Source organism: Kitasatospora sp. NPDC004272 (genome assembly GCF_053603035.1).
Genome location: NZ_JBSGET010000008.1, coordinates 1 through 16,744, shown reverse-complemented (window position 1 = coordinate 16,744; position 16,744 = coordinate 1). Strand labels below are relative to the sequence as shown.

At 74.3% G+C, this 16,744-nt stretch carries 22 protein-coding genes and 1 tRNA gene; 12 read left to right on the top strand and 11 right to left on the bottom strand.

The window, feature by feature from the left end; genetic code table 11:
- Window positions 1-74: 74 nt before the first annotated feature.
- On the bottom strand, window positions 75-239 hold the full coding sequence (locus ACWEO5_RS04620; protein ID WP_157852240.1) for a hypothetical protein: 165 nt from the start codon (window positions 237-239) through the stop codon (window positions 75-77).
- Window positions 240-520: 281 nt separating this feature from the next.
- Between ACWEO5_RS04620 and ACWEO5_RS04615 the strand changes: the two genes are divergently transcribed.
- The 3 genes from ACWEO5_RS04615 to ACWEO5_RS04605 all read left to right on the top strand — a co-directional run bounded on the left by ACWEO5_RS04615 (window position 521) and on the right by ACWEO5_RS04605 (window position 3,031).
- The gene (locus ACWEO5_RS04615) at window positions 521-1,519 is read left to right on the top strand and encodes an ABC transporter ATP-binding protein (protein WP_452160084.1); all 999 of its coding nucleotides are present in this window, start codon (window positions 521-523) and stop codon (window positions 1,517-1,519) included.
- Complete coding sequence (locus ACWEO5_RS04610) at window positions 1,516-2,325, top strand: ABC transporter permease (protein WP_452160082.1); 810 nt, start codon at window positions 1,516-1,518, stop codon at window positions 2,323-2,325. Before ACWEO5_RS04615 ends, ACWEO5_RS04610 begins: the two co-directional genes overlap by 4 nt.
- A 232-nt stretch (window positions 2,326-2,557) precedes the next feature.
- The gene (locus ACWEO5_RS04605; RefSeq protein ID WP_452160080.1) at window positions 2,558-3,031 is read left to right on the top strand and encodes an ATP-binding protein; all 474 of its coding nucleotides are present in this window, start codon (window positions 2,558-2,560) and stop codon (window positions 3,029-3,031) included.
- Between the two features lie 19 nt (window positions 3,032-3,050).
- Here ACWEO5_RS04605 and ACWEO5_RS04600 read toward each other — a convergent pair whose 3' ends face one another.
- Window positions 3,051-3,542: an HPP family protein gene (locus tag ACWEO5_RS04600; RefSeq protein WP_452160078.1), complete on the bottom strand. Its 492-nt coding sequence runs from the start codon at window positions 3,540-3,542 to the stop codon at window positions 3,051-3,053.
- A gap of 206 nt (window positions 3,543-3,748) precedes the next feature.
- Here ACWEO5_RS04600 and ACWEO5_RS04595 point away from each other — a divergent pair, with 206 nt between their 5' ends.
- Window positions 3,749-4,420 (top strand): signal peptidase II, encoded by a 672-nt coding sequence (locus tag ACWEO5_RS04595; RefSeq protein ID WP_452160076.1) that lies wholly within the window; start codon window positions 3,749-3,751, stop codon window positions 4,418-4,420.
- A gap of 29 nt (window positions 4,421-4,449) precedes the next feature.
- On the opposite strand, the gene ACWEO5_RS04590 is transcribed toward ACWEO5_RS04595, so the two are convergent.
- From ACWEO5_RS04590 to ACWEO5_RS04580, 3 genes are read right to left on the bottom strand one after another with little or no spacing between them, the layout of a single operon-like run.
- Entirely contained in the window at window positions 4,450-4,686 is a 237-nt protein-coding gene (locus tag ACWEO5_RS04590) for a hypothetical protein (protein ID WP_452160074.1), read from the bottom strand.
- Complete coding sequence (locus tag ACWEO5_RS04585; protein WP_452160072.1) at window positions 4,683-4,868, bottom strand: hypothetical protein; 186 nt, start codon at window positions 4,866-4,868, stop codon at window positions 4,683-4,685. Before ACWEO5_RS04585 ends, ACWEO5_RS04590 begins: the two co-directional genes overlap by 4 nt.
- Window positions 4,865-5,221 (bottom strand): hypothetical protein, encoded by a 357-nt coding sequence (locus ACWEO5_RS04580; protein WP_452160070.1) that lies wholly within the window; start codon window positions 5,219-5,221, stop codon window positions 4,865-4,867. Before ACWEO5_RS04580 ends, ACWEO5_RS04585 begins: the two co-directional genes overlap by 4 nt.
- A gap of 113 nt (window positions 5,222-5,334) precedes the next feature.
- Here ACWEO5_RS04580 and ACWEO5_RS04575 point away from each other — a divergent pair, with 113 nt between their 5' ends.
- The 3 genes from ACWEO5_RS04575 to ACWEO5_RS04565 all read left to right on the top strand — a co-directional run bounded on the left by ACWEO5_RS04575 (window position 5,335) and on the right by ACWEO5_RS04565 (window position 6,863).
- The gene (locus ACWEO5_RS04575) at window positions 5,335-6,174 is read left to right on the top strand and encodes a helix-turn-helix domain-containing protein (RefSeq protein WP_452160068.1); all 840 of its coding nucleotides are present in this window, start codon (window positions 5,335-5,337) and stop codon (window positions 6,172-6,174) included.
- Entirely contained in the window at window positions 6,158-6,367 is a 210-nt protein-coding gene (locus ACWEO5_RS04570) for a DUF397 domain-containing protein (RefSeq protein WP_344554065.1), read from the top strand. Before ACWEO5_RS04575 ends, ACWEO5_RS04570 begins: the two co-directional genes overlap by 17 nt.
- Window positions 6,368-6,536: 169 nt before the next feature.
- Entirely contained in the window at window positions 6,537-6,863 is a 327-nt protein-coding gene (locus ACWEO5_RS04565; RefSeq protein ID WP_452160065.1) for a putative quinol monooxygenase, read from the top strand.
- Between the two features lie 61 nt (window positions 6,864-6,924).
- On the opposite strand, the gene ACWEO5_RS04560 is transcribed toward ACWEO5_RS04565, so the two are convergent.
- Both ACWEO5_RS04560 and ACWEO5_RS04555 read right to left on the bottom strand, forming a co-directional pair.
- Window positions 6,925-7,527, bottom strand: a complete 603-nt coding sequence (locus tag ACWEO5_RS04560) for a hypothetical protein (RefSeq protein WP_452160063.1) — start codon at window positions 7,525-7,527, stop codon at window positions 6,925-6,927.
- Between the two features lie 130 nt (window positions 7,528-7,657).
- Window positions 7,658-8,572 (bottom strand): alpha/beta hydrolase, encoded by a 915-nt coding sequence (locus ACWEO5_RS04555; protein WP_452160061.1) that lies wholly within the window; start codon window positions 8,570-8,572, stop codon window positions 7,658-7,660.
- 132 nt (window positions 8,573-8,704) lie between these two features.
- Here ACWEO5_RS04555 and ACWEO5_RS04550 point away from each other — a divergent pair, with 132 nt between their 5' ends.
- On the top strand, window positions 8,705-9,151 hold the full coding sequence (locus ACWEO5_RS04550; protein WP_452160059.1) for a MarR family winged helix-turn-helix transcriptional regulator: 447 nt from the start codon (window positions 8,705-8,707) through the stop codon (window positions 9,149-9,151).
- Between the two features lie 29 nt (window positions 9,152-9,180).
- On the opposite strand, the gene ACWEO5_RS04545 is transcribed toward ACWEO5_RS04550, so the two are convergent.
- Window positions 9,181-9,918 (bottom strand): SDR family oxidoreductase, encoded by a 738-nt coding sequence (locus tag ACWEO5_RS04545; protein ID WP_452160057.1) that lies wholly within the window; start codon window positions 9,916-9,918, stop codon window positions 9,181-9,183.
- 130 nt (window positions 9,919-10,048) lie between these two features.
- Between ACWEO5_RS04545 and ACWEO5_RS04540 the strand changes: the two genes are divergently transcribed.
- Window positions 10,049-10,939: a LysR family transcriptional regulator gene (locus ACWEO5_RS04540; RefSeq protein ID WP_452160055.1), complete on the top strand. Its 891-nt coding sequence runs from the start codon at window positions 10,049-10,051 to the stop codon at window positions 10,937-10,939.
- A 38-nt stretch (window positions 10,940-10,977) separates the two neighbouring features.
- Here ACWEO5_RS04540 and ACWEO5_RS04535 read toward each other — a convergent pair whose 3' ends face one another.
- The 3 genes from ACWEO5_RS04535 to ACWEO5_RS04525 all read right to left on the bottom strand — a co-directional run bounded on the left by ACWEO5_RS04535 (window position 10,978) and on the right by ACWEO5_RS04525 (window position 13,554).
- Entirely contained in the window at window positions 10,978-12,015 is a 1,038-nt protein-coding gene (locus ACWEO5_RS04535; protein WP_452160053.1) for an AI-2E family transporter, read from the bottom strand.
- A 174-nt stretch (window positions 12,016-12,189) separates the two neighbouring features.
- The gene (locus ACWEO5_RS04530; RefSeq protein WP_452160051.1) at window positions 12,190-12,624 is read right to left on the bottom strand and encodes a hypothetical protein; all 435 of its coding nucleotides are present in this window, start codon (window positions 12,622-12,624) and stop codon (window positions 12,190-12,192) included.
- Window positions 12,625-13,481: 857 nt separating this feature from the next.
- A tRNA-Arg gene (locus ACWEO5_RS04525) sits at window positions 13,482-13,554 on the bottom strand.
- Between the two features lie 265 nt (window positions 13,555-13,819).
- On the opposite strand from ACWEO5_RS04525, the gene ACWEO5_RS04520 reads away from it, so the two are divergent.
- From ACWEO5_RS04520 to ACWEO5_RS04510, 3 genes are all read left to right on the top strand, one after another.
- The gene (locus tag ACWEO5_RS04520) at window positions 13,820-14,842 is read left to right on the top strand and encodes a hypothetical protein (protein ID WP_452160049.1); all 1,023 of its coding nucleotides are present in this window, start codon (window positions 13,820-13,822) and stop codon (window positions 14,840-14,842) included.
- Between the two features lie 108 nt (window positions 14,843-14,950).
- Complete coding sequence (locus ACWEO5_RS04515) at window positions 14,951-15,712, top strand: polyprenol monophosphomannose synthase (protein WP_452160047.1); 762 nt, start codon at window positions 14,951-14,953, stop codon at window positions 15,710-15,712.
- Window positions 15,713-15,786: 74 nt separating this feature from the next.
- On the top strand, window positions 15,787-16,701 hold the full coding sequence (locus ACWEO5_RS04510; protein WP_452160045.1) for a YhjD/YihY/BrkB family envelope integrity protein: 915 nt from the start codon (window positions 15,787-15,789) through the stop codon (window positions 16,699-16,701).
- The last annotated feature ends 43 nt before the right edge of the window (window positions 16,702-16,744 follow it).

Below are 16,744 nucleotides of genomic sequence, written 5' to 3'. Positions count from 1 at the left end.
CTGGGGCGTTGGGGCCGGAGCGGGGTGCGGGGGTGGGCCGCCCGAGAGCGGACCACCCCCGCACGGGTCCCGAATTACTCGGCCGCGACCTCGGCGACGGAGTTCGACACCGAGCTGAAGCTCGACACCGGGCAGGCGGCGGAGAGCAGGGAGGAGACGGAGACGCCGCCGTTGACGGTGTCCAGCTCCTCGACCTCGATGTCGAACTGCTCGTCCTTGTTGATCTCGTTCTGCGCCATGGGAGGCTCCTTCTTGTCTCGCGGCTCCGGCCCGCTTCCCGGGTCGATCGCCTCGGTCCGTCCTTCTTCCGCCTTTCGCTTTCCCGGTCCGGCTTTCGCTTTTTCCGGTTCCGCTCTCGGCGATGTCTCAACTATGACCGGCTTCCGGAAATCCGTGCAGTAGGAGATGTCAGATTCCGCGGGGCGCGAATGTCATGACCCGAGATGACATTTTGCACATGTTCTGAGCTGCGGCGATGCGCTACTTGCCGCGAACCGCCCGCACCCGTCACGCTGCCTGCATGACACCTCTTTCCGAGAAATTCCCGGCCGTGGAGGTAGTGGACCTGCGGCGCAGTTACGGAGAATACGAGGCCGTGCGCGGCGTCTCCTTCTCGATCGCCCGCGGCGAACTCTTTGCTCTGCTCGGCACCAACGGCGCGGGCAAGACCACCACCCTGGAGGTGCTGGAGGGCTACCACCCGCCGACCTCCGGGCGCGTCCGGGTCTTCGGCCTGGACCCGTTCACGGCCGGGCCGCAGGTCCGCCGGCGCACCGGGGTGATGCTCCAGGAGGGCGGCTTCTTCAAGGAGTTGACCGTCCAGGAGACGGTCGACTGCTGGCGCGCCTTCACCAGCCGGGCCCGGCCGACCGCCGCGGTGCTGGCCGAGGTCGGCCTGGAGGCGCGGGCCGGCACCCGGGTCGGCCAGCTGTCCGGCGGCGAGCGCCGCCGGCTGGACCTGGCGCTGGCCGTGCTGAACGAGCCGGAGCTGCTCTTCCTGGACGAGCCGACCACCGGCATGGACCCGGAGGCCCGGCGGGCCACCTGGCGGCTGGTGGCGGGGCTGCGGGCGGCGGGCACCACGGTGGTGCTGACCACCCACTACCTGGAGGAGGCCCAGCAGTTGGCCGACCGGGTGGCCATCATGGACCGCGGCGTGATCGCCGCCGCGGGCACCGTCGCCGAGGTGCTGGCCGGCCGCGGCGACCTGATCACCCTCCCGCTGCCGCCCGGCCTCGGCCTGGCCGCGCTGCCCGAACTGCTCGGCGCCGCACCGTCCTCGGCGGACGGCCGGGCGGTCTACCGGGTGCCCCGCTCGGCGCCCGCGCTGGCCGCGCTGCACGCCTGGGCGGCGGCCCGGGGCGTCGAACTGGACGGCCTGGAGGTGCGCTCCGGCTCGCTGGAGGACGTCTTCCTCGACCTCGCCGACCGCCACGCGCCCGCCGACCAGCCCTCCCCCGGCGGGCACCACACGCCCGCCGACCGCCACTCACCCACCGCGACGGGAGCGTCCCGATGAGCTGGTCCACGTACGCCAAGGGGCAGTTCGCCCTGTCCTGGAAGGTGTTCTGGCGCAACCGGCGCTCCACCTTCATCGGGTTCCTGCTGCCGGTGCTGCTCAACCTGGTGATCGCCGCGCCGCTGCGCGAGCGGGAGATCGGCGGGGTGAACGCCGCCGGGTACGTGGCGGTGGGGCTGCTCGGGCTGGCCCTGGTGACCTCGTTCGTCAACCTGCTGGGCGGCGTGGTGGCGCGCCGCGAGGAGCTGGTGCTGAAGCGGCTGCGCGGCACCGAGTGCCCGCCGAGCGCGGTGTTCGCCGGGCAGGTGGGTGCGGGCGGGGTGGTGGTGCTGATCCAGGCGGTGGTGCTGGGCGGGGTCGCGGTCGGCTGGTTCGGGGCGCCGCTGCCGGCCGATCCGGTGCTGCTGCTGCTCGTCCTGCTGGGCGGCTACCTGCTGTTCTCGGTGCTGGCGGTGGCCCTGTCGGGGGTGACGCCGTCGACCGAGTCGGCGCCGCTGGTGGCGACGCCGGTGCTGGTGCTGTGCATGTTCGGCGCGGGCGTGTTCACCCCGGTCGCGGGCCTGCCGGAGTGGCTGCGCGGCCCGTCCGGGGCGCTGCCGCTCTCCCCGGTGGTGCGGGGGCTGCGGACGGCCTGGTTCGGCCGCGAGTTCGGCGCCGAGACCTGGGCGGGCGGCCCGCTGCGGGAGTTGGACCTGCTGCACGGCTGGACGTCGGCCGGGCCGTCGCTGCTGCTGCTCGCCGCCTGGCTGGCCGCGGCCGCGGCGCTCTGCCGCCGCCTGCTGCGCTGGGAGCCCCGGCGCGGTTGATCCGTTGCCGTCCCGGGGCAGTTGACCCGGTGTCGGCCCCCCCGGGCCGCTCGACGGCCCGCCCGGGTTAACGCCGCCTACCCACCTCCGTCCGGCCCGCCCGTCCCGAAGTGCCCCTTCCCCGGGGGACTTCCGGCCGTGGCGGGCCGCCGGTGCTCCGACCGAAGCTGGATGGCGCGGGTCGTCTCCTGTCGTCGGCGGGTGCCCGTGCGCATCCGCCGGGAGGCCCGCGATGTCTCGAAGTCGGCCACAGCTCAGCCTGTTGACGCTCGACAGCAACCCCGAATCGGTCGCCGGGGCCCGCCGCCACACCGTCCACGTGCTGGAGTGCTGGCACGCCCGGGTGGAACTCTCGGACGCCGCCCGGCTGGTGGTCTCCGAACTGGCCACCAACGCGGTCCGGGCCCGCGGCGGCCCGCACGGGTTCACCCTCTCGCTGGTGCTGCGCGGCGGCTCGCTGCTGGTCCAGGTCGGCGACCACGACCCGCGCCCGCCCCGCCCCCGCCCGGCCGGCCCGGACGCCACCGGCGGCCGCGGCCTGCACCTGGTGGACGAGCTCTCCTCCCGCTGGGGCTACTACCGCACCTCGCCGCACGGCAAGGTCGTCTGGGCCGAACTCCCGACCGGGAGCGCCCCCGACCGCTGCCCCGGCACCGTGGTGGACGCCCGGCAGCCCTTCCTGCCCGCCGCTCCCCCGTCCGCCTAGTCCCGGCGCGCCGACCGCGTCACCAGGCGACGGGGTACCGCACGGGGTGGCCGCCGATCCGGTGCGGCAGGAGGCCGAACAGCACCAGGACGGCCGTGGCGAGGGCCAGCAGCGGGAGGAACACCACCGGACGCGGGGACTGCAGCACCACGATCACGGCGGTCGCCGCCGCCGGGGAGTGCGGCACGTGCGCGATCAGCATCGCCACCAGGGCCAGTCCGCCGGCGACCGCCGCCGCCCACGGGCCCGGCCCGGCCACCGCCAGCACCAGGAAGCCCACCGCGGCGGACAGCAGCTGCCCGCCGACCAGGTTGCGCGGCTGCGAGATCGGCAGCCCGGGCGCACCGTGCACCAGGGCGGCGCTGGCCGCCAGCGGCGGGATCAGCACCGGCTGGTGCAGGGCCACCCCGACCCCGACCAGCACCAGCAGTGCCCCCATGGCAAAGCTTCCGGCTCGCATCGCGTGCCACGCGCGGCCTCCCAGCGTGGCGGCTTTCGAGGTGACGGACATGTGAGAACTCCTGATCAGGCAGTATGCGATCCCAGGATCCTAAACAGACTGTTGACGTTTCAAGAATCCTGTTGCCTCAGAGGCAATCTCCTACCGCCTTTCCGGTACGCCCGGAGGGACGGGCGCAGATCGCCCCGGGGTACTTTCCTCGGGGCGAGAAGCCCCGCCCGCTGCCCACGGGGGCCAGGAGCGCGAGGAGAGCGAACATGACGACGAGCAACGCGACCACGAGCGGCGCGACGCCGGACGACGCGGCGAAGGACGACGCGACATCGGACGACGCGACATCGGACGACGCGGCGAAGGACGGCGCCTTCGCCGCGCGCAGGCGGGTGCGGCTGCTGTGGGCGGTCGCCGCCGCCGCGTACGCGGTCGACCTGGGCAGCAAGCTGGCGGTGGTCGCCGGTCTGGAGGGGCGCTCGCCCGTGCGGCTGATCGGCGGCTGGCTGGAGCTGCGGGTGCAGCGCAACCCCGGCGCCGCGCTCGGCATCGGCGAGGCGATGACGATCGTCTTCACCCTGGTCGCCTCGGCCGTGGTCGTCGTGGTGGTCCGGCTCTCCCGCCGCCTGGCCAGCACCTCGTGGGCGATCTCGCTCGGCCTGCTGCTCGGCGGCGCCCTCGGCAACCTCACCGACCGGCTGTTCCGCTCCCCCGGCGGCGCGCAGGGCGCGGTGGTCGACTTCATCGCGGTCCGCGACTTCAGCGTGATGAACCTCGCGGACTGGGCGATCAGCTGCGGCTGCGCCCTCGCCGTCGTCCTGTCCTTCCGCGGCACCTCCCCGAGCCTGTCCCCCGCCACCGCCACCGCCACCGCCACCGCCACCGCCTCGGACGCCGACCCCGCCCCGGAGACCGGAGCCGTCGGCAGCAGCTCCTGAACGGGGGCCGTCCCGGACGGGCCGTCCGCCTACCAGTAGGTGGCCCACAGGTGCTCGACGCCGTCGGCCGAGCGGCGGTGGCCGAAGCGGTCGGCGGTGCGCAGGACGGCGAGCACCTCCAGGTGGTTGGAGTCGCTATCCCCGGGCGGGAGTTCGAGCAGGACGTGGGCTCCCTCCGGCACCTCGGTGACCTTGACCTCCACCCCGATCAGCTCGGCCAGCCGGGCCGCCCCCGCCCAGGCCCGGGTGAGCGCGTCGTCCGTCACAGCCCCTCCACCGCGCGCTCGGACGGGACGAGTTCGGCGAGCGTGGTGACGCTCTCCCGCCCGTCCCGCAGGCTCCGGACGAACACTCCGCAGCTGTGCACCGCCATCACCCGGACGTCCTCCCCGGAACGCCGGTCGTACGCCGGCCGCCCCTCCTCGGGCTCCCACCGCTCCGTGCTCACGCGCTCAGCTCCCTCGCCACCAGGTACGCACCCTCGCCCGGCCGCACCGGCGACAGCCCGTTCTCGGCGAACACCCGGGCCAGGATCCGCTGCGACCGCCCGTCGATCAGCCGCCCGGTCAGCCGGGCGTACTCCGTCAGCACCTCGGCCAGCGCACGGGCCGTCGCCGCACTGCACCCCCCGAGCGAGACGTGCGCCCCCGCCCTCAGCCCCCGCCCGCTCATCACCGGCATCACGCTCGGCTCCGACGGCAACCCCGCCAACCGCCACGCCGCCTCCACGGCGTCCGCCGCCCCCTCCGCCTCGGCCTGCCGGGCGCGCAGTTGCGCCGTCCCGTGCTCCGTCTCCGCCATCGCCGCTCCCTGCCTCGGATCCTGGACTTTCCACCCTCAGCATCGGCACGGATAGCTACCCTGAACAGGGACGACGTTGCAGCAACGCTGCTGTAGTGAAGTGGATGTGACGCATGGTCAACCCCAAGGAGCTCGGCCCCGCCACCTCTCCGAGCGCCTACTACGGGTCGGAGCTACGGCGGCACCGCGAGAAGATGGGGATCTCCCAGCGGGAGTTGGGCGATCTCGTCTACTGCTCCGGCGGGTACATCGGCCAGATCGAGGTCGCGGCCCGGAACCCGCAGGCGGAACTCTCCGAACGCTTCGACAAGGTCTTCGAGACCGGGGACCACTTCGCCCGCATCTACCTCCTGGCGGCCCACCGACAGCACGCCGCCCACTTCACGCGGGTCGCCGAACTCGAAGCCCAGGCCGAGCAGATCTTCGAGTACGCCCCGACCCTGGTACCTGGCCTGTTGCAGACGGCCGACTACGCGCGGGCCGTCATCCGGGCCAGCAATCCGTTCATCGAGGCCGAGGAGGTGGAGGAGAAGGTGTCGGCCAGGCTCGGGCGGGTGCCCGTCCTGACCGATACAGCAGCCGTTCAGCTGTGGGTCGTCCTCCACGAGGCGGTGCTCCGGCTACCGGTCGGCGGCAGGCGCGTGATGACCGAGCAACTGCGCCACCTCTTGAACTTGGTACGCGCGGGCAAACTCGTGCTCCAGGTACTGCCGTTCAGCGAAGGGGAACATGCCCTCGTGACAGGTTCGCTCTTCATGATGACGTTCGCAGAAGCACCACCGGTGGCGTACGTAGAGGGCCCGTACTCAGGCCAGTTGCTCGACGATCCGGTCATAGTCGCCCGCTGCCAGGCGGCCTATGATGCAGCCAGGGCCGCCTCGCTGTCGCCGAAGGCGTCCCTGCCCCTGATCGAATCGGCGGCGGAGGATTACGCACATGAGCAACGCCCTTGACCCCGGCGCCTCCGCCTGGCGCAAGTCGTCCTACAGCGGCGGCGACGGCGGAAACTGCGTCGAGGTGAACGACAGCAACCCCGGTGCTGTGCGGGACTCCAAGGACCCCGAAGGCCCCCACCTGGCCTTCTCCCCCCGCACCTGGCAGGCGTTCGTCACCGAGGTCAAGGCGGGCACCTTCCCCGGCGCGTGACCGCCCGACAGCCGTCGACTCCCGGACCCCGGCGCACCTCGGCACCGAGGTGCGATCGGCCCCTTCGAGCCTTTCGCCACTTGCTGAAGCGATCCCCGAAGTCTCTTCCTTTGCACCGCAGTTGCCCTAAGATCGGATGCGAATCGATCGGGCGGAGGGGTGAGCGCGCATGTCCAGCGGGAACGAGTTCAGCGTCTACGGGCGGATGACCGCGCTGCCCGGTCGGCGGGACGAGCTGGTCGCCGTGCTCCTCGACGGGTTCCGCGTCAGCGGCGAGGCCGGCGGCCTGCTCGACTACAGCATCAACACGGCCTTCGACGACCCGGACACGGTCTGGCTGACCCAGCTGTGGACCGACAAGGAGGCGCACGACGCGACCACCCGCTCCGAAGCGGTCGCCGTGGTGACGCGCCGGGTCGGTCCGCTGCTGGCCGGAAAGCCCGAGGGTTCCTACGGTCATGCCGTGCATGTCGGCAGCCGAACCACCGACTCCTGAGCGGCACTTGTCCGCCCATCCGAATTGATGGAGCGTCGTGGACCCGGGTCCGTGACCGGGCTCAGGCGGCAGACGGCGTCGCGGGCCCCGGGCCGAGGGCCAGTCGGATGACGTCGGCGTCGTGGGCGCGCAGCCAGTAGGTGTCCCGGCCGAAGCGGACGGGCGAGGCGTAGCCGATGCGGGCGTGGGCGGGGTTGAGCACCGCTCCGCCGGGGGTGAAGGCCGGGACCGCGGGGGTGATCGGCTGGGCGGCGCCCTCCTTGCGGCCCTGCCAGGAGACCTCCGTGCCGCCGTCGGGGGTCCGCTGCAGCAGCAGGTGGCCCCGGGTCTCGTGGCCGCCGCGGACGGCGAAGCCGAACAGGCAGAGCCGGACGCCGGCGGCGAGGCGGAGCTGGTCGCCCTCGGGGGTGCGGTTCCGGCCCAGGGCGGTGCGCGCGACGAGCCCGGCCGCCCAGCCCCGGTAGGTGGCCGAGGTGGTCTCCGCGCCCGCGACGCCGTAGTGGTAGGAGGGCGGCAGCACCGCCCGGACCAGGCTCGCCACGACGACCCAGAGGACCAGCCCCAGCCGGCCCACGAGGGGCCCGCCGATCGCGAAGCCGCCGAAGGTCAGGGCCAGTACCAGCGTCAGCGTCCCGACCAGGTGCACCACAAAACGGACGTTCATGTGCTTCCTCGCACGCTCTCCGGAAGGGATCGTTCGCACGGACCCTAGACCCGGGAGGGGAACGCCGAGCGGCCGGGGCGGCCCCGTCCTGCTGCTCACGCCTGCGCCCGCGCCGCGCCGGGACCGAGGTTCAGCCGACGGCGTCCGACCGCGCGGCGTCCAACCGGTCGGCGAGGAAGCGGGCGGTGCGGTCGAGGGCGGCGTCCGCTTCGTCGAGGCGGCCGTACTGGTGCTGGTAGACGTGCGGGAGGCCGGGGCCGACTTCGAGCGTGACCTCGACGTCGGCGGCGACCGCGCGGGTCGCGAGCCGGACCGCGTCGTCCAGGAGCAGTTCGTCCGTCCCGACCTGGACGAGCAGCGGGGGCAGGCCGGCGAGGTCGGCGTACAGCGGGCTGGCCAGGGGGTGGGTCCGGTCGTCCGCGCCGAGGTAGTGGTCGGCGTAGGCGTGCAGGTCGGCCTCGACGAAGAGCGGGTCGGCGTCCTTCCTGGAGCGGACGCTCTCTCCGGTGAGGGCGAGGTCCACCCAGGGGGAGAAGACCGCCACCGCGGCCGGCATCGGCAGTCCGGCGTCCCGGGCGGCGAGCAGGGTGGCGATGACCAGTCCGCCTCCGGCGGAGTCGCCGGCCAGGGCGAGGGCGCGCGGGTCGGTGCCGGTGGCCAGGAGTTCGCGGTAGGCGGCGAGCCCGTCGTCGAGGGCCGCGGGGAAGGGGTGTTCGGGGGCGAGCCGGTAGTCGACCGAGGTGGTGGGCAGTCCGGCGCGGCGGGCGAGTTCGCCGACCAGGCCGGCGTGGGTGTCGGGCGAGCCGATGACGTAGCCGCCGCCGTGCAGGTAGAGCAGGCGGCCGCGGGCCGGGGCGCCGGCGGGTTCGAACTCCAGGGCGGGGCGCCCGCCGAGGACGGTCCGGCGGACGGCCACGTCCTCGGGCCCGGGGCGGGTGACGGCCGCGGCGAAACCGGCGCGCTGTTCGGCGGGGGCGGGCGGCACCTCGCTGCGGGGGACGGAGCGGAACAGGGCGTTCAGGGCGTCGCGTTGCTGGCGGGACACGGGGACCTCCGGGGGGGCGCGGGTGCGAGTGGGCGTGCGGACGGGTGTGCAAGGATGGATTCCCAGGAATCCATCTGCCGACTCGAACAATATTCCAAGGAATACGATTCCTGGGAATCCATTGGAGCGAATGTGAGCCGCGTCACACCCTTCTTCATCGATCTGGTCCGCACCGAGACCCGCCTCTACAACGCGGTGAACACCCGGCTGCGCGCCGAACTCGACCTCGGCACCGGTCAGTTCGAGATGATGGAGATCATCGACCGGGTGCCCGAGTGCCGCGTGCTCGACATCGTCGGCGAACTGGCGATCACCGTGGGCGCCGTCAGCAAGGCCGTCGACCGGCTGGTGGCCGCGGGCTGGTGCCGACGGGCCGCGCACCCCCAGGACCGGCGCTCCTCGCTGCTGCACCTCACCCCCGAGGGGGACGAGCGGCTGTCCGCCGCCCGCCGCGTCGTCGAGACGGAACTCGCCGCCCTGACCGCGGCCGTCACCCCGGACGACCTGGACCGTGCCGCCGCCACCCTGGCCGTCCTGCGCGCCGCCCTCGAAGCGGGCGCCCACGGCCAACTGGGCTGACCGGTACCGCCCGCGACGGAGGACCCGGCCTACCAGGGGACGGTGCCGCCGTCGTCGAAGAACGCACCGCTCGGGCCGCCGTCCGGCAGCGTGGCCAGCCGGATCACGGTGGCCGCGCCCTGTGCGGGGGTGCGCGGGCCGTGGAAGCCGGTGAAGTCGGTCGCGACCAGGCCGGGGCAGGCGGCGTTGACCAGGACGCCGGTGCCGGCGAGTTGGCGGGCGTACTGCACGGTGACGGCGTTGAGGAAGGTCTTCGACGGCGCGTAGGCCGCCATGACGGGGCCGATCTCGGCGTCCGGGTCCGCCTGCAGGGTCAGCGAACCCACCGAACTGGAGACGTTGACGATGCGGGGCGAGGCGGAGCGCCGCAGCAGCGGCAGCAGCGCGTTGGTCACCCGGATGACGCCCAGCACGTTGGTCTCCAGCACCGTCCGCACCACGTCGAGGTCGAGGCCGGTCGGGTCCTGGAACCAGCCGGGGCCGGTCTCCCCCGGGACCCCGGCGTTGTTGACCAGGACGTCCAGGCGCCCGGCCGTCCGCTCGACCAGTTCGGCGGCCGCGGTGACGCCGGGTCCGTCGGTCACGTCCAGCGGCACGCCGAACGCGTCGACCCCGTCGGCCCGCAGCCTCCCGACCGCCGCCGCCCGCCGGCCCCCGTCCCGGGCCCCCACGCCCACCCGGTACCCGAGGGCACCGAGACCCGCCGCCGTCGCGTACCCGATGCCCTTGTTCGCGCCGGTCACCAGCGCGGTCCTCGTCTCGTCCATGCCGCCGATGCTCGCCCCCGGCCGGGGCGGGCGTCCAAGACCCGATCGGTATCCTGTGACACCCGCCAGGTATCGGCCCAGGCACCGGCCCGCGCGCCGCCCCTGGCACCGGCCCGGGGAGGGGACGGCCGTGGACGCCTTGGAGACCCGCGAGCTCAGGTACTTCGTCGCCGTCGCCGAGGAACTGCACTTCGGCCGCGCCGCCGCCCGCCTGGGGATGGCCCAGCCGCCGCTGTCCCGGGCCGTCCAGCAGCTCGAACGACGGCTCGGGGTAAGCCTGTTGGACCGCGACCGGCGCGGCGTGCGGCTGACCGGCGCCGGCCGGGTGCTGCTGCACGAGGGCCGCGCGGCCCTGGACGCCACCGCCGCCGCGGCCCGGCGCACCCGCCGCTCCGGCGGCGCGGACCGTCCGGACGGCGGCCGGGAGCGCCTGGCCCTCGCGGTGAAGGCCGCCGCCTCCCACGACCTGCTGCGGCGGCTGCTCGACGCCTACGCCGCCGAGCCCGACGCCGTCGAGGTCGAGGTGCTGCCCGGCGGCTTCGACGAGCAGGAGCAGATGCTGCGCGACGGCCGCGCCGACGCCGCGCTCCTCCTCGTGCCGTTCAGCTCCCCGGCCGGTTTCGACAGCGAGGAGCTGCTGACCGAGGGGCAGCTCGCCGTCCTGCCAGCCGGCCACCCGCTCGCGGCGCGCGAGGCGCTGTCCCTGGCCGAGGTCCACGACGTCCCCGGCCTCCCGGTCGCCCGCTGGCCCCGCCGCGGCAGCTACCCGCCCGGCCCGGGGCCGGAGGTCCGCGACCACACGCAGCTGGCCCAACTGATCGCCCTCGGACGCACCATGGCCCTCGTCCCCGCCTCCGCCCGCACCTGGCTGTGGCACGAGCACGCCGCCGTCCCGCTGACCGACGCGCCCCCCGTGGTGACCCACCTCGCCTGGCCCCCGCACAGCCGCTCCCGCCCGCTGGCCGCCCTGGTCCGCACCGCGGCGCGCCTGGCGGCCCCGGACACCGCGCCGACCCCCTGATCCCCCACCGGGCCGGGGCCCGTGTGCCAGCGCCCGCCTCAGCTCCGCCAGCCCCGCACCTGCCGGCCGACGCCGACCGCGGCGGCGGTGAGCGGCACCGCCAGCAGCGTGCCGAGCAGGCCGCCCAGCGAGGCGCCCGCCGAGATCGTCAACAGCACCACCGCCGGGTGCAGTCGGACCGTCCGGCTCTGCACCGCGGGCTGCAGGATCGCCCCCTCCAGGGCCTGCACGCCCAGCACGATCCCGAACGCCCACAGCGCCTCGCCCGGGCCGCCGTCCGCGAACGCCACCACCACCGCGGTCAGGCCCGACAGGAACGCGCCCGCGTACGGCACGTACGCGCCGACGAACACCAGCGCGCCCAGGCCCAGCGCGTGCGGCACCCCGAGCAGGGTCAGGCCCAGCGCGATGAAACCGGCGTCGATGCCCGCGATGATCGTGGTGCCGCGCATGAAGCCGGACATCGCCGCGTACCCCGTCCCGACCACCGCGAGCACCCGCTCCCGCTGCCCGGCCGGGGACGCCCGGCGCAGCGCCGCCACCAGCAGCGCCCGGTCCTTCAGCAGGAAGAACGCCAGCGCCAGCGTCAGCACCCCGCAGGCCAGCACCTGCGCGGCCAGGCCCACCCCGCTCAGCACCCCCGAGACGACGCCCGCCCCCAGGCTGCTCCCCCACTGCTGCAGGCCGCTCGCCGCGCCGCGCACCGCCTGTGCGAACGGGTCTGTCCCCGAGGCCCGGTCCGCGGCCGCCTGCAACGAGGCCGTCAACCCGGACGCGGCGTCCGAGATCAGCTTCACCACCACCCACAGCGCCCCGCCCACCACCGCCACCAGCAGCAGGCACCCGACGGCCGCCGCCAGTGCCCGCGGCAGCCCGCGCGCCGTCAGCCGCCGGCTCACCGGCTCCACCAGCGCGCTGATCAGCACCGCGATCAGCAGCGGCACCACCGCCGCCCGCAGCAGCACGCACAGCGCGATCACCAGTGCCACCACCGCCGCCGCCACCAGCACCGCCGCCCCCCACCGCGACGCCGACCGCCACCCCTCCCCCGCCGCGCCAGGCTCCCGCTCGGACACCACCGAAACCCGCCCTTCCGCCGCACCACCCGCCCGCTTTGCGCCGAATCCTCCCCCACCACCCCCACGCCACCCCCGCCCCGCAGCCCCACCCACCCCGAATCACCCACCCGGCCCACCCCCGCTTGCGACCGCCACCGCTTGGGCCCACCCGCACCCGCCGTTCGGCGCCGATCAGCGGGTGATCTCCACGTGGCGTCCGTTGCGGAAGTGGTAGGCCACGTCGTCGTCCTCGTCGTTCCTGTCCCAGCAGCGCAGGGAGAGGCCCGCCAGCTCCAGGGACTTGAGGGTCATCCTCGCGATCACGTCTTGGTTCCGAACCGAAAGGCCCGCGGTCCTGGGGTCCAGGCTGAGGGCTACAGCGCGGTCCACCAGCACGATCTGCACCCACTCCCGGGCCAGGGTGTCGGCCAGGGCCGCTTCGGCGGCGTCGTAGATCGCCCGGGCCCTGAGCACCCCGAGGACGACCGGACGGCTGAGCGTGGGGCTCGCCCGGCGGGCCACCTCGTTCGCGCTCACCCCGTCCCGGACGTCTGCGGCCATGGCGTCGTACAGAGCCTGCTTCGCGCGTTCGAGCTTCCTGGCGGCGGCGGAGGTCCGGTCGGGCACGGTCGCGATTCCCCTCTTTCGACAGCGATTCAAACCGGTAAAATTCTTGACCGGTGGGGCCGGTAAAGAAGTTTACCGGCCTCACCACCCTGACCTCTGGCGATGAGAAACTCCATCGAGCGTTCGAAGCAATACCGCGAGGCCGAAAAGTGATAACCGGCACGAGCGTCGCACCCGACCCCGCTAACGTAGAACGCGGACCCGGCCCCTGGGCCGGGAACAGAAGCGCGGGGCGACCCGATGGGCCGCCCCGCGTCCGCTGGCTAGGCGGAGGCCGGGGTCACCGGCGGAACTGAGCCGCGATGGTCGCCAGCGCAGCCGCTAACTGCGTCAGGCGAACCAGGGTCAGTAACCGTCGGTCTCCTCGGCCGGACAGCGGTGGCGTTCGAAGCCTCCTGATCGTCTTGATCAGGAACCTGAACCCGGCCATGTCTTCCACCCCCTCTCGCTCTGGAAGTTGTGCGACCGGAGGGGTGAAGTGACTAGCCGTCACCGTACGGGTCACGCTAGGGGATGCCACCGGGGGCGCCGCGAGATTCACCGAATCCCGGCGGGGGAATCACCGGAGTGCGTATCCTGCCCGGGGCGAGCCGGGCATGCCGCTCGATCCGCGGAGTTCGGGCGGGCCGAGCAGCGACGCGGGACCGACTGCCCGGCGGAGCCACGACCCCGGCCCCTACTCCCCGGAATGGCTCGCCGCGCTCGCCCACACCAAGCGCTCGACGCTCGGCCGACCCGTCCTCGGCCGCCACGCCCCCGGACGGTTCCCCTCCGGCACGCGCACTGCGCGTGCACCGGAACGCCGCAGGCCCCCCGCCCCCGAGGGGATGGAGGGCCTGCAACCTGCGGTCACGCTGTGCCCCAGACAGGAATCGAACCTGCGACACCGGCTTTAGGAGAGCCGTGCTCTATCCCCTGAGCTACTGAGGCGGGCAGTGCGGCGCAACCGCCCCACAGCCTAGCGGATCGATTCCGCCGGGAGCTCCTCCCTTTCCCCGGCCCCCGTCGCGGGCGGGGCAGCCCGGCGGGCTGGCGCTCCTGCCCCGGATGGTCGCCGCCCGCCTGCCCGCCGGACGGGACGACTCCTGACGGTGCGTCAACTCGGGGATGTGAGGAGGCCGTCCTCCCTGCGGTGGAGACCGCTCCTCCCGGTGGCCGATGCCTCCCGGCCGCACCCCGCCCCAACATGGACGGCATGACCGGTACGGACGCCCCTGACCGCACGGGCGGCGCGGGCGGCACGGCGGCGCCGCACCCGGAACGCACCCCGGGCTGGGCCCGCCGGGCGGCACCCGCCGCCTTCGTCGCGGCCCTCGGCTACGGCCTGCTGCAGACCTGGTGGGCGCTGGGCCACGCCCCGTCCTTCGGCCGGTTCGGCACCGACCTGCTGCTCTTCCCGTCCTGGGCGGCGGTGGCCCTGTGCACCGCCGCCGCGGGCCTCGCCCTCGGGCTGCACCGGGCCACCGGGCCGCGCGCCCCGCTCTTCGCCGGGGCCGCCGCGGTGAGCGCGGCCCTGCTGCTGGGCTGTCCGTTCCTGCTGCTGGACGTGGTGGGGCGGCTGCTGCCCGGCCTGCACATCCCGTTCTCGGCCGCCGGGTCCGCCAGCCGGGTCTGCTGCTGCGCCGTCTCGGCCTTGCTGGCGGCCGCCGCCGTCGCCCACCGCCGCCGCCACCGGGGCGACTGCCCGCGCTGCGGCCGCACCGGGGAGCGGCTGGTGCACGACCCGTCGGCCCGGCTGCCGCGCTGGGCCCGCTGGGCGGCGTACGGGGCGGTCGCGTCCTGCTGGCTGCGGATCGGGGCGCAGTACGGCCTGGGCTTCGGCGGGCCGGGCCGGGCGGGCGCGGCCGGGGCGCTCTCGCTGGCGGCGTTCGAGGCCGGTTTCCTGCTGGCCGGCACCGTCCTGCCGCTGGCCCTGGTGCACCGCTGGGGCCGGGTCCTCCCCCGCCGGGTGCCGCTGCTCGGCGGTCGGCGGGTGCCGCGTCCGCTGCTGCTCGGGCCCGCGGCGGCGGTCTCGGTCGGGCTGCTGGTCTACTTCGGCGTCGGCATCGGCCAGTTGGTCGGGGAGACGGTCCACCCGGTGGAGCACCCCGGCGCGCTGCCGCTGTCCTTCCTCTGGGTGGCGATGCCCGCCTACTGGCTCTGGGGCCTCGGCCTCGGCCTGGCCGCGCTGGCCCACCACCGGGCCACCCGGCGCCCCTGCCGGGGCTGCGGGCGCTGACCCCGGCCCCACCGGGTGGCCCGGGGCAGCCCTCCCGGTGGCCTACCGTGGAAATCGCGCGCACCCTCCGTGCCGCTCCGGTCAGCCGCTCCCGAAAGGCACCCAGCTGTGAGTTCCTCCCCGGAGACCCCGTTCGCCGGTCTCGGCAAGATCCTGGTGATCATCCCGACCTACAACGAGGCCGAGAACGTCGAGCGGATCGTGTCCCGAGTCCGCGCCGCCGTCCCCGAGGCGCACGTCCTGGTCGCGGACGACAACAGCCCCGACGGCACCGGCAAGCTCGCCGACGCGCTGACCGCCGAGGACGACCAGGTGAAGGTGCTGCACCGCAAGGGCAAGGAGGGGCTCGGCGCGGCCTACCTGGCCGGGTTCCACTGGGGCATCGACGCCGGCTACGACGTGCTGGTCGAGATGGACGCGGACGGCTCGCACCAGCCGGAGGAGCTGCCCCGGCTGCTGACCGCGCTGCGGAGCGCGGACCTGGTGCTGGGCTCGCGCTGGGTGCCCGGCGGCGCGGTGGTGAACTGGCCGAAGTCCCGGCTGCTGCTGTCCAAGGGCGGCTCCACGTACTCCCGGCTGATGCTGGACGTGCCGATCCGGGACGTCACCGGCGGCTACCGGGCCTTCCGCAAGGAGACCCTGCTCGGCCTCGGCATGGACCAGGTCGCCTCGCAGGGCTACTGCTTCCAGGTCGACCTGGCCTGGCGCGCGGTGAAGGCCGGGTTCAAGGTCGCCGAGGTGCCGATCACCTTCGTGGAGCGCGAGCACGGCGCGTCGAAGATGAGCCGCAACATCGTGGTCGAGGCGCTGTGGCGGGTCACCGCCTGGGGAGTGAACGACCGGATCGCGAAGCTCACCCGGAAGAAGTAGGCGGCGGGCTCCGCCGCCGCGGGCCGGGTGACGATGGAACCTCCCGGCCCGGCGGCGCTTGCGGAGGTTCCGACGTGACAGAGTCACTGCGACGAGCGGAGCAGGATCCCGCCCCCGGCCCCGGTCCCGGCCGGTGGGGGTCGGCGAAGCGGCGGGCGGCCCGGCTCACCGAGTCCGCCAAGGGCGCCCCCGAGCGGATCCCGCTGGTCGGCCGGGCCGTCAGCAACCTGATCCGGGTCAACCTGCTCGACAACGCCACCCGGCTGGCCGCGCAGGCGTTCCTGTCCGCGCTGCCGGCCCTGTTCGTGGTGGCGGTGTTCGCCCCCGCGACCCTCAAGCACAGCGTCACCGGCTCGCTGCGCGAGCAGCTCGGCCTGCAGGGCCCCGCCCAGCAGCAGGTCCAGCAGCTGATGAACACCCAGGTCGACGGCACCACCCAGAGCATCGGCGCGATCGGCGCGCTGGTCACCCTGGCGTCCGCGACCGCGCTCAGCCGGGCCCTGCAGCGGGTCTGCGAGCGGGCCTGGGAGATGCCGAAGAACAGCGTCCGGGTGGCCCTGTGGCGCTGGGTGGTGTGGCTGCTGGGCTGGCTGGTGTTCCTGGTCGTCCAGGTCCCGATGCGCAAGGGCTTCGGCGCCGGCCTGTGGCTGGGCGTCCCGCTGCTCTTCCTGGCCTCCACCGCCGTGTGGTGGTGGACCCAGCACCTGCTGCTCGGCGCCCGGATCCGCTGGTACCCGCTGCTGCCCGGCGCCCTGCTGTGCGGCGTCGCCGAGGTCGGCCTCGGCATCGCCTCGAAGGTCTACCTGCCGCACGCGATGAGCGCCTCGGTCACCAAGTTCGGCCCGTACGGGGTGGTGTTCACCGCGCTGTCCTGGCTGATCGTGCTGTTCACCGCCGTCACCCTGGCCCTGGTCCTCGGACGGGTGGTCTCCGAGGAGCCCGCCGTGGCCCGCTACCTGGGCACCCGCGGCGAGCCCGGGCGCTGGTAGGCCCGGCAGCCGGAAGGCCCCGGCTCCCGCCGCTCGTGCGAGC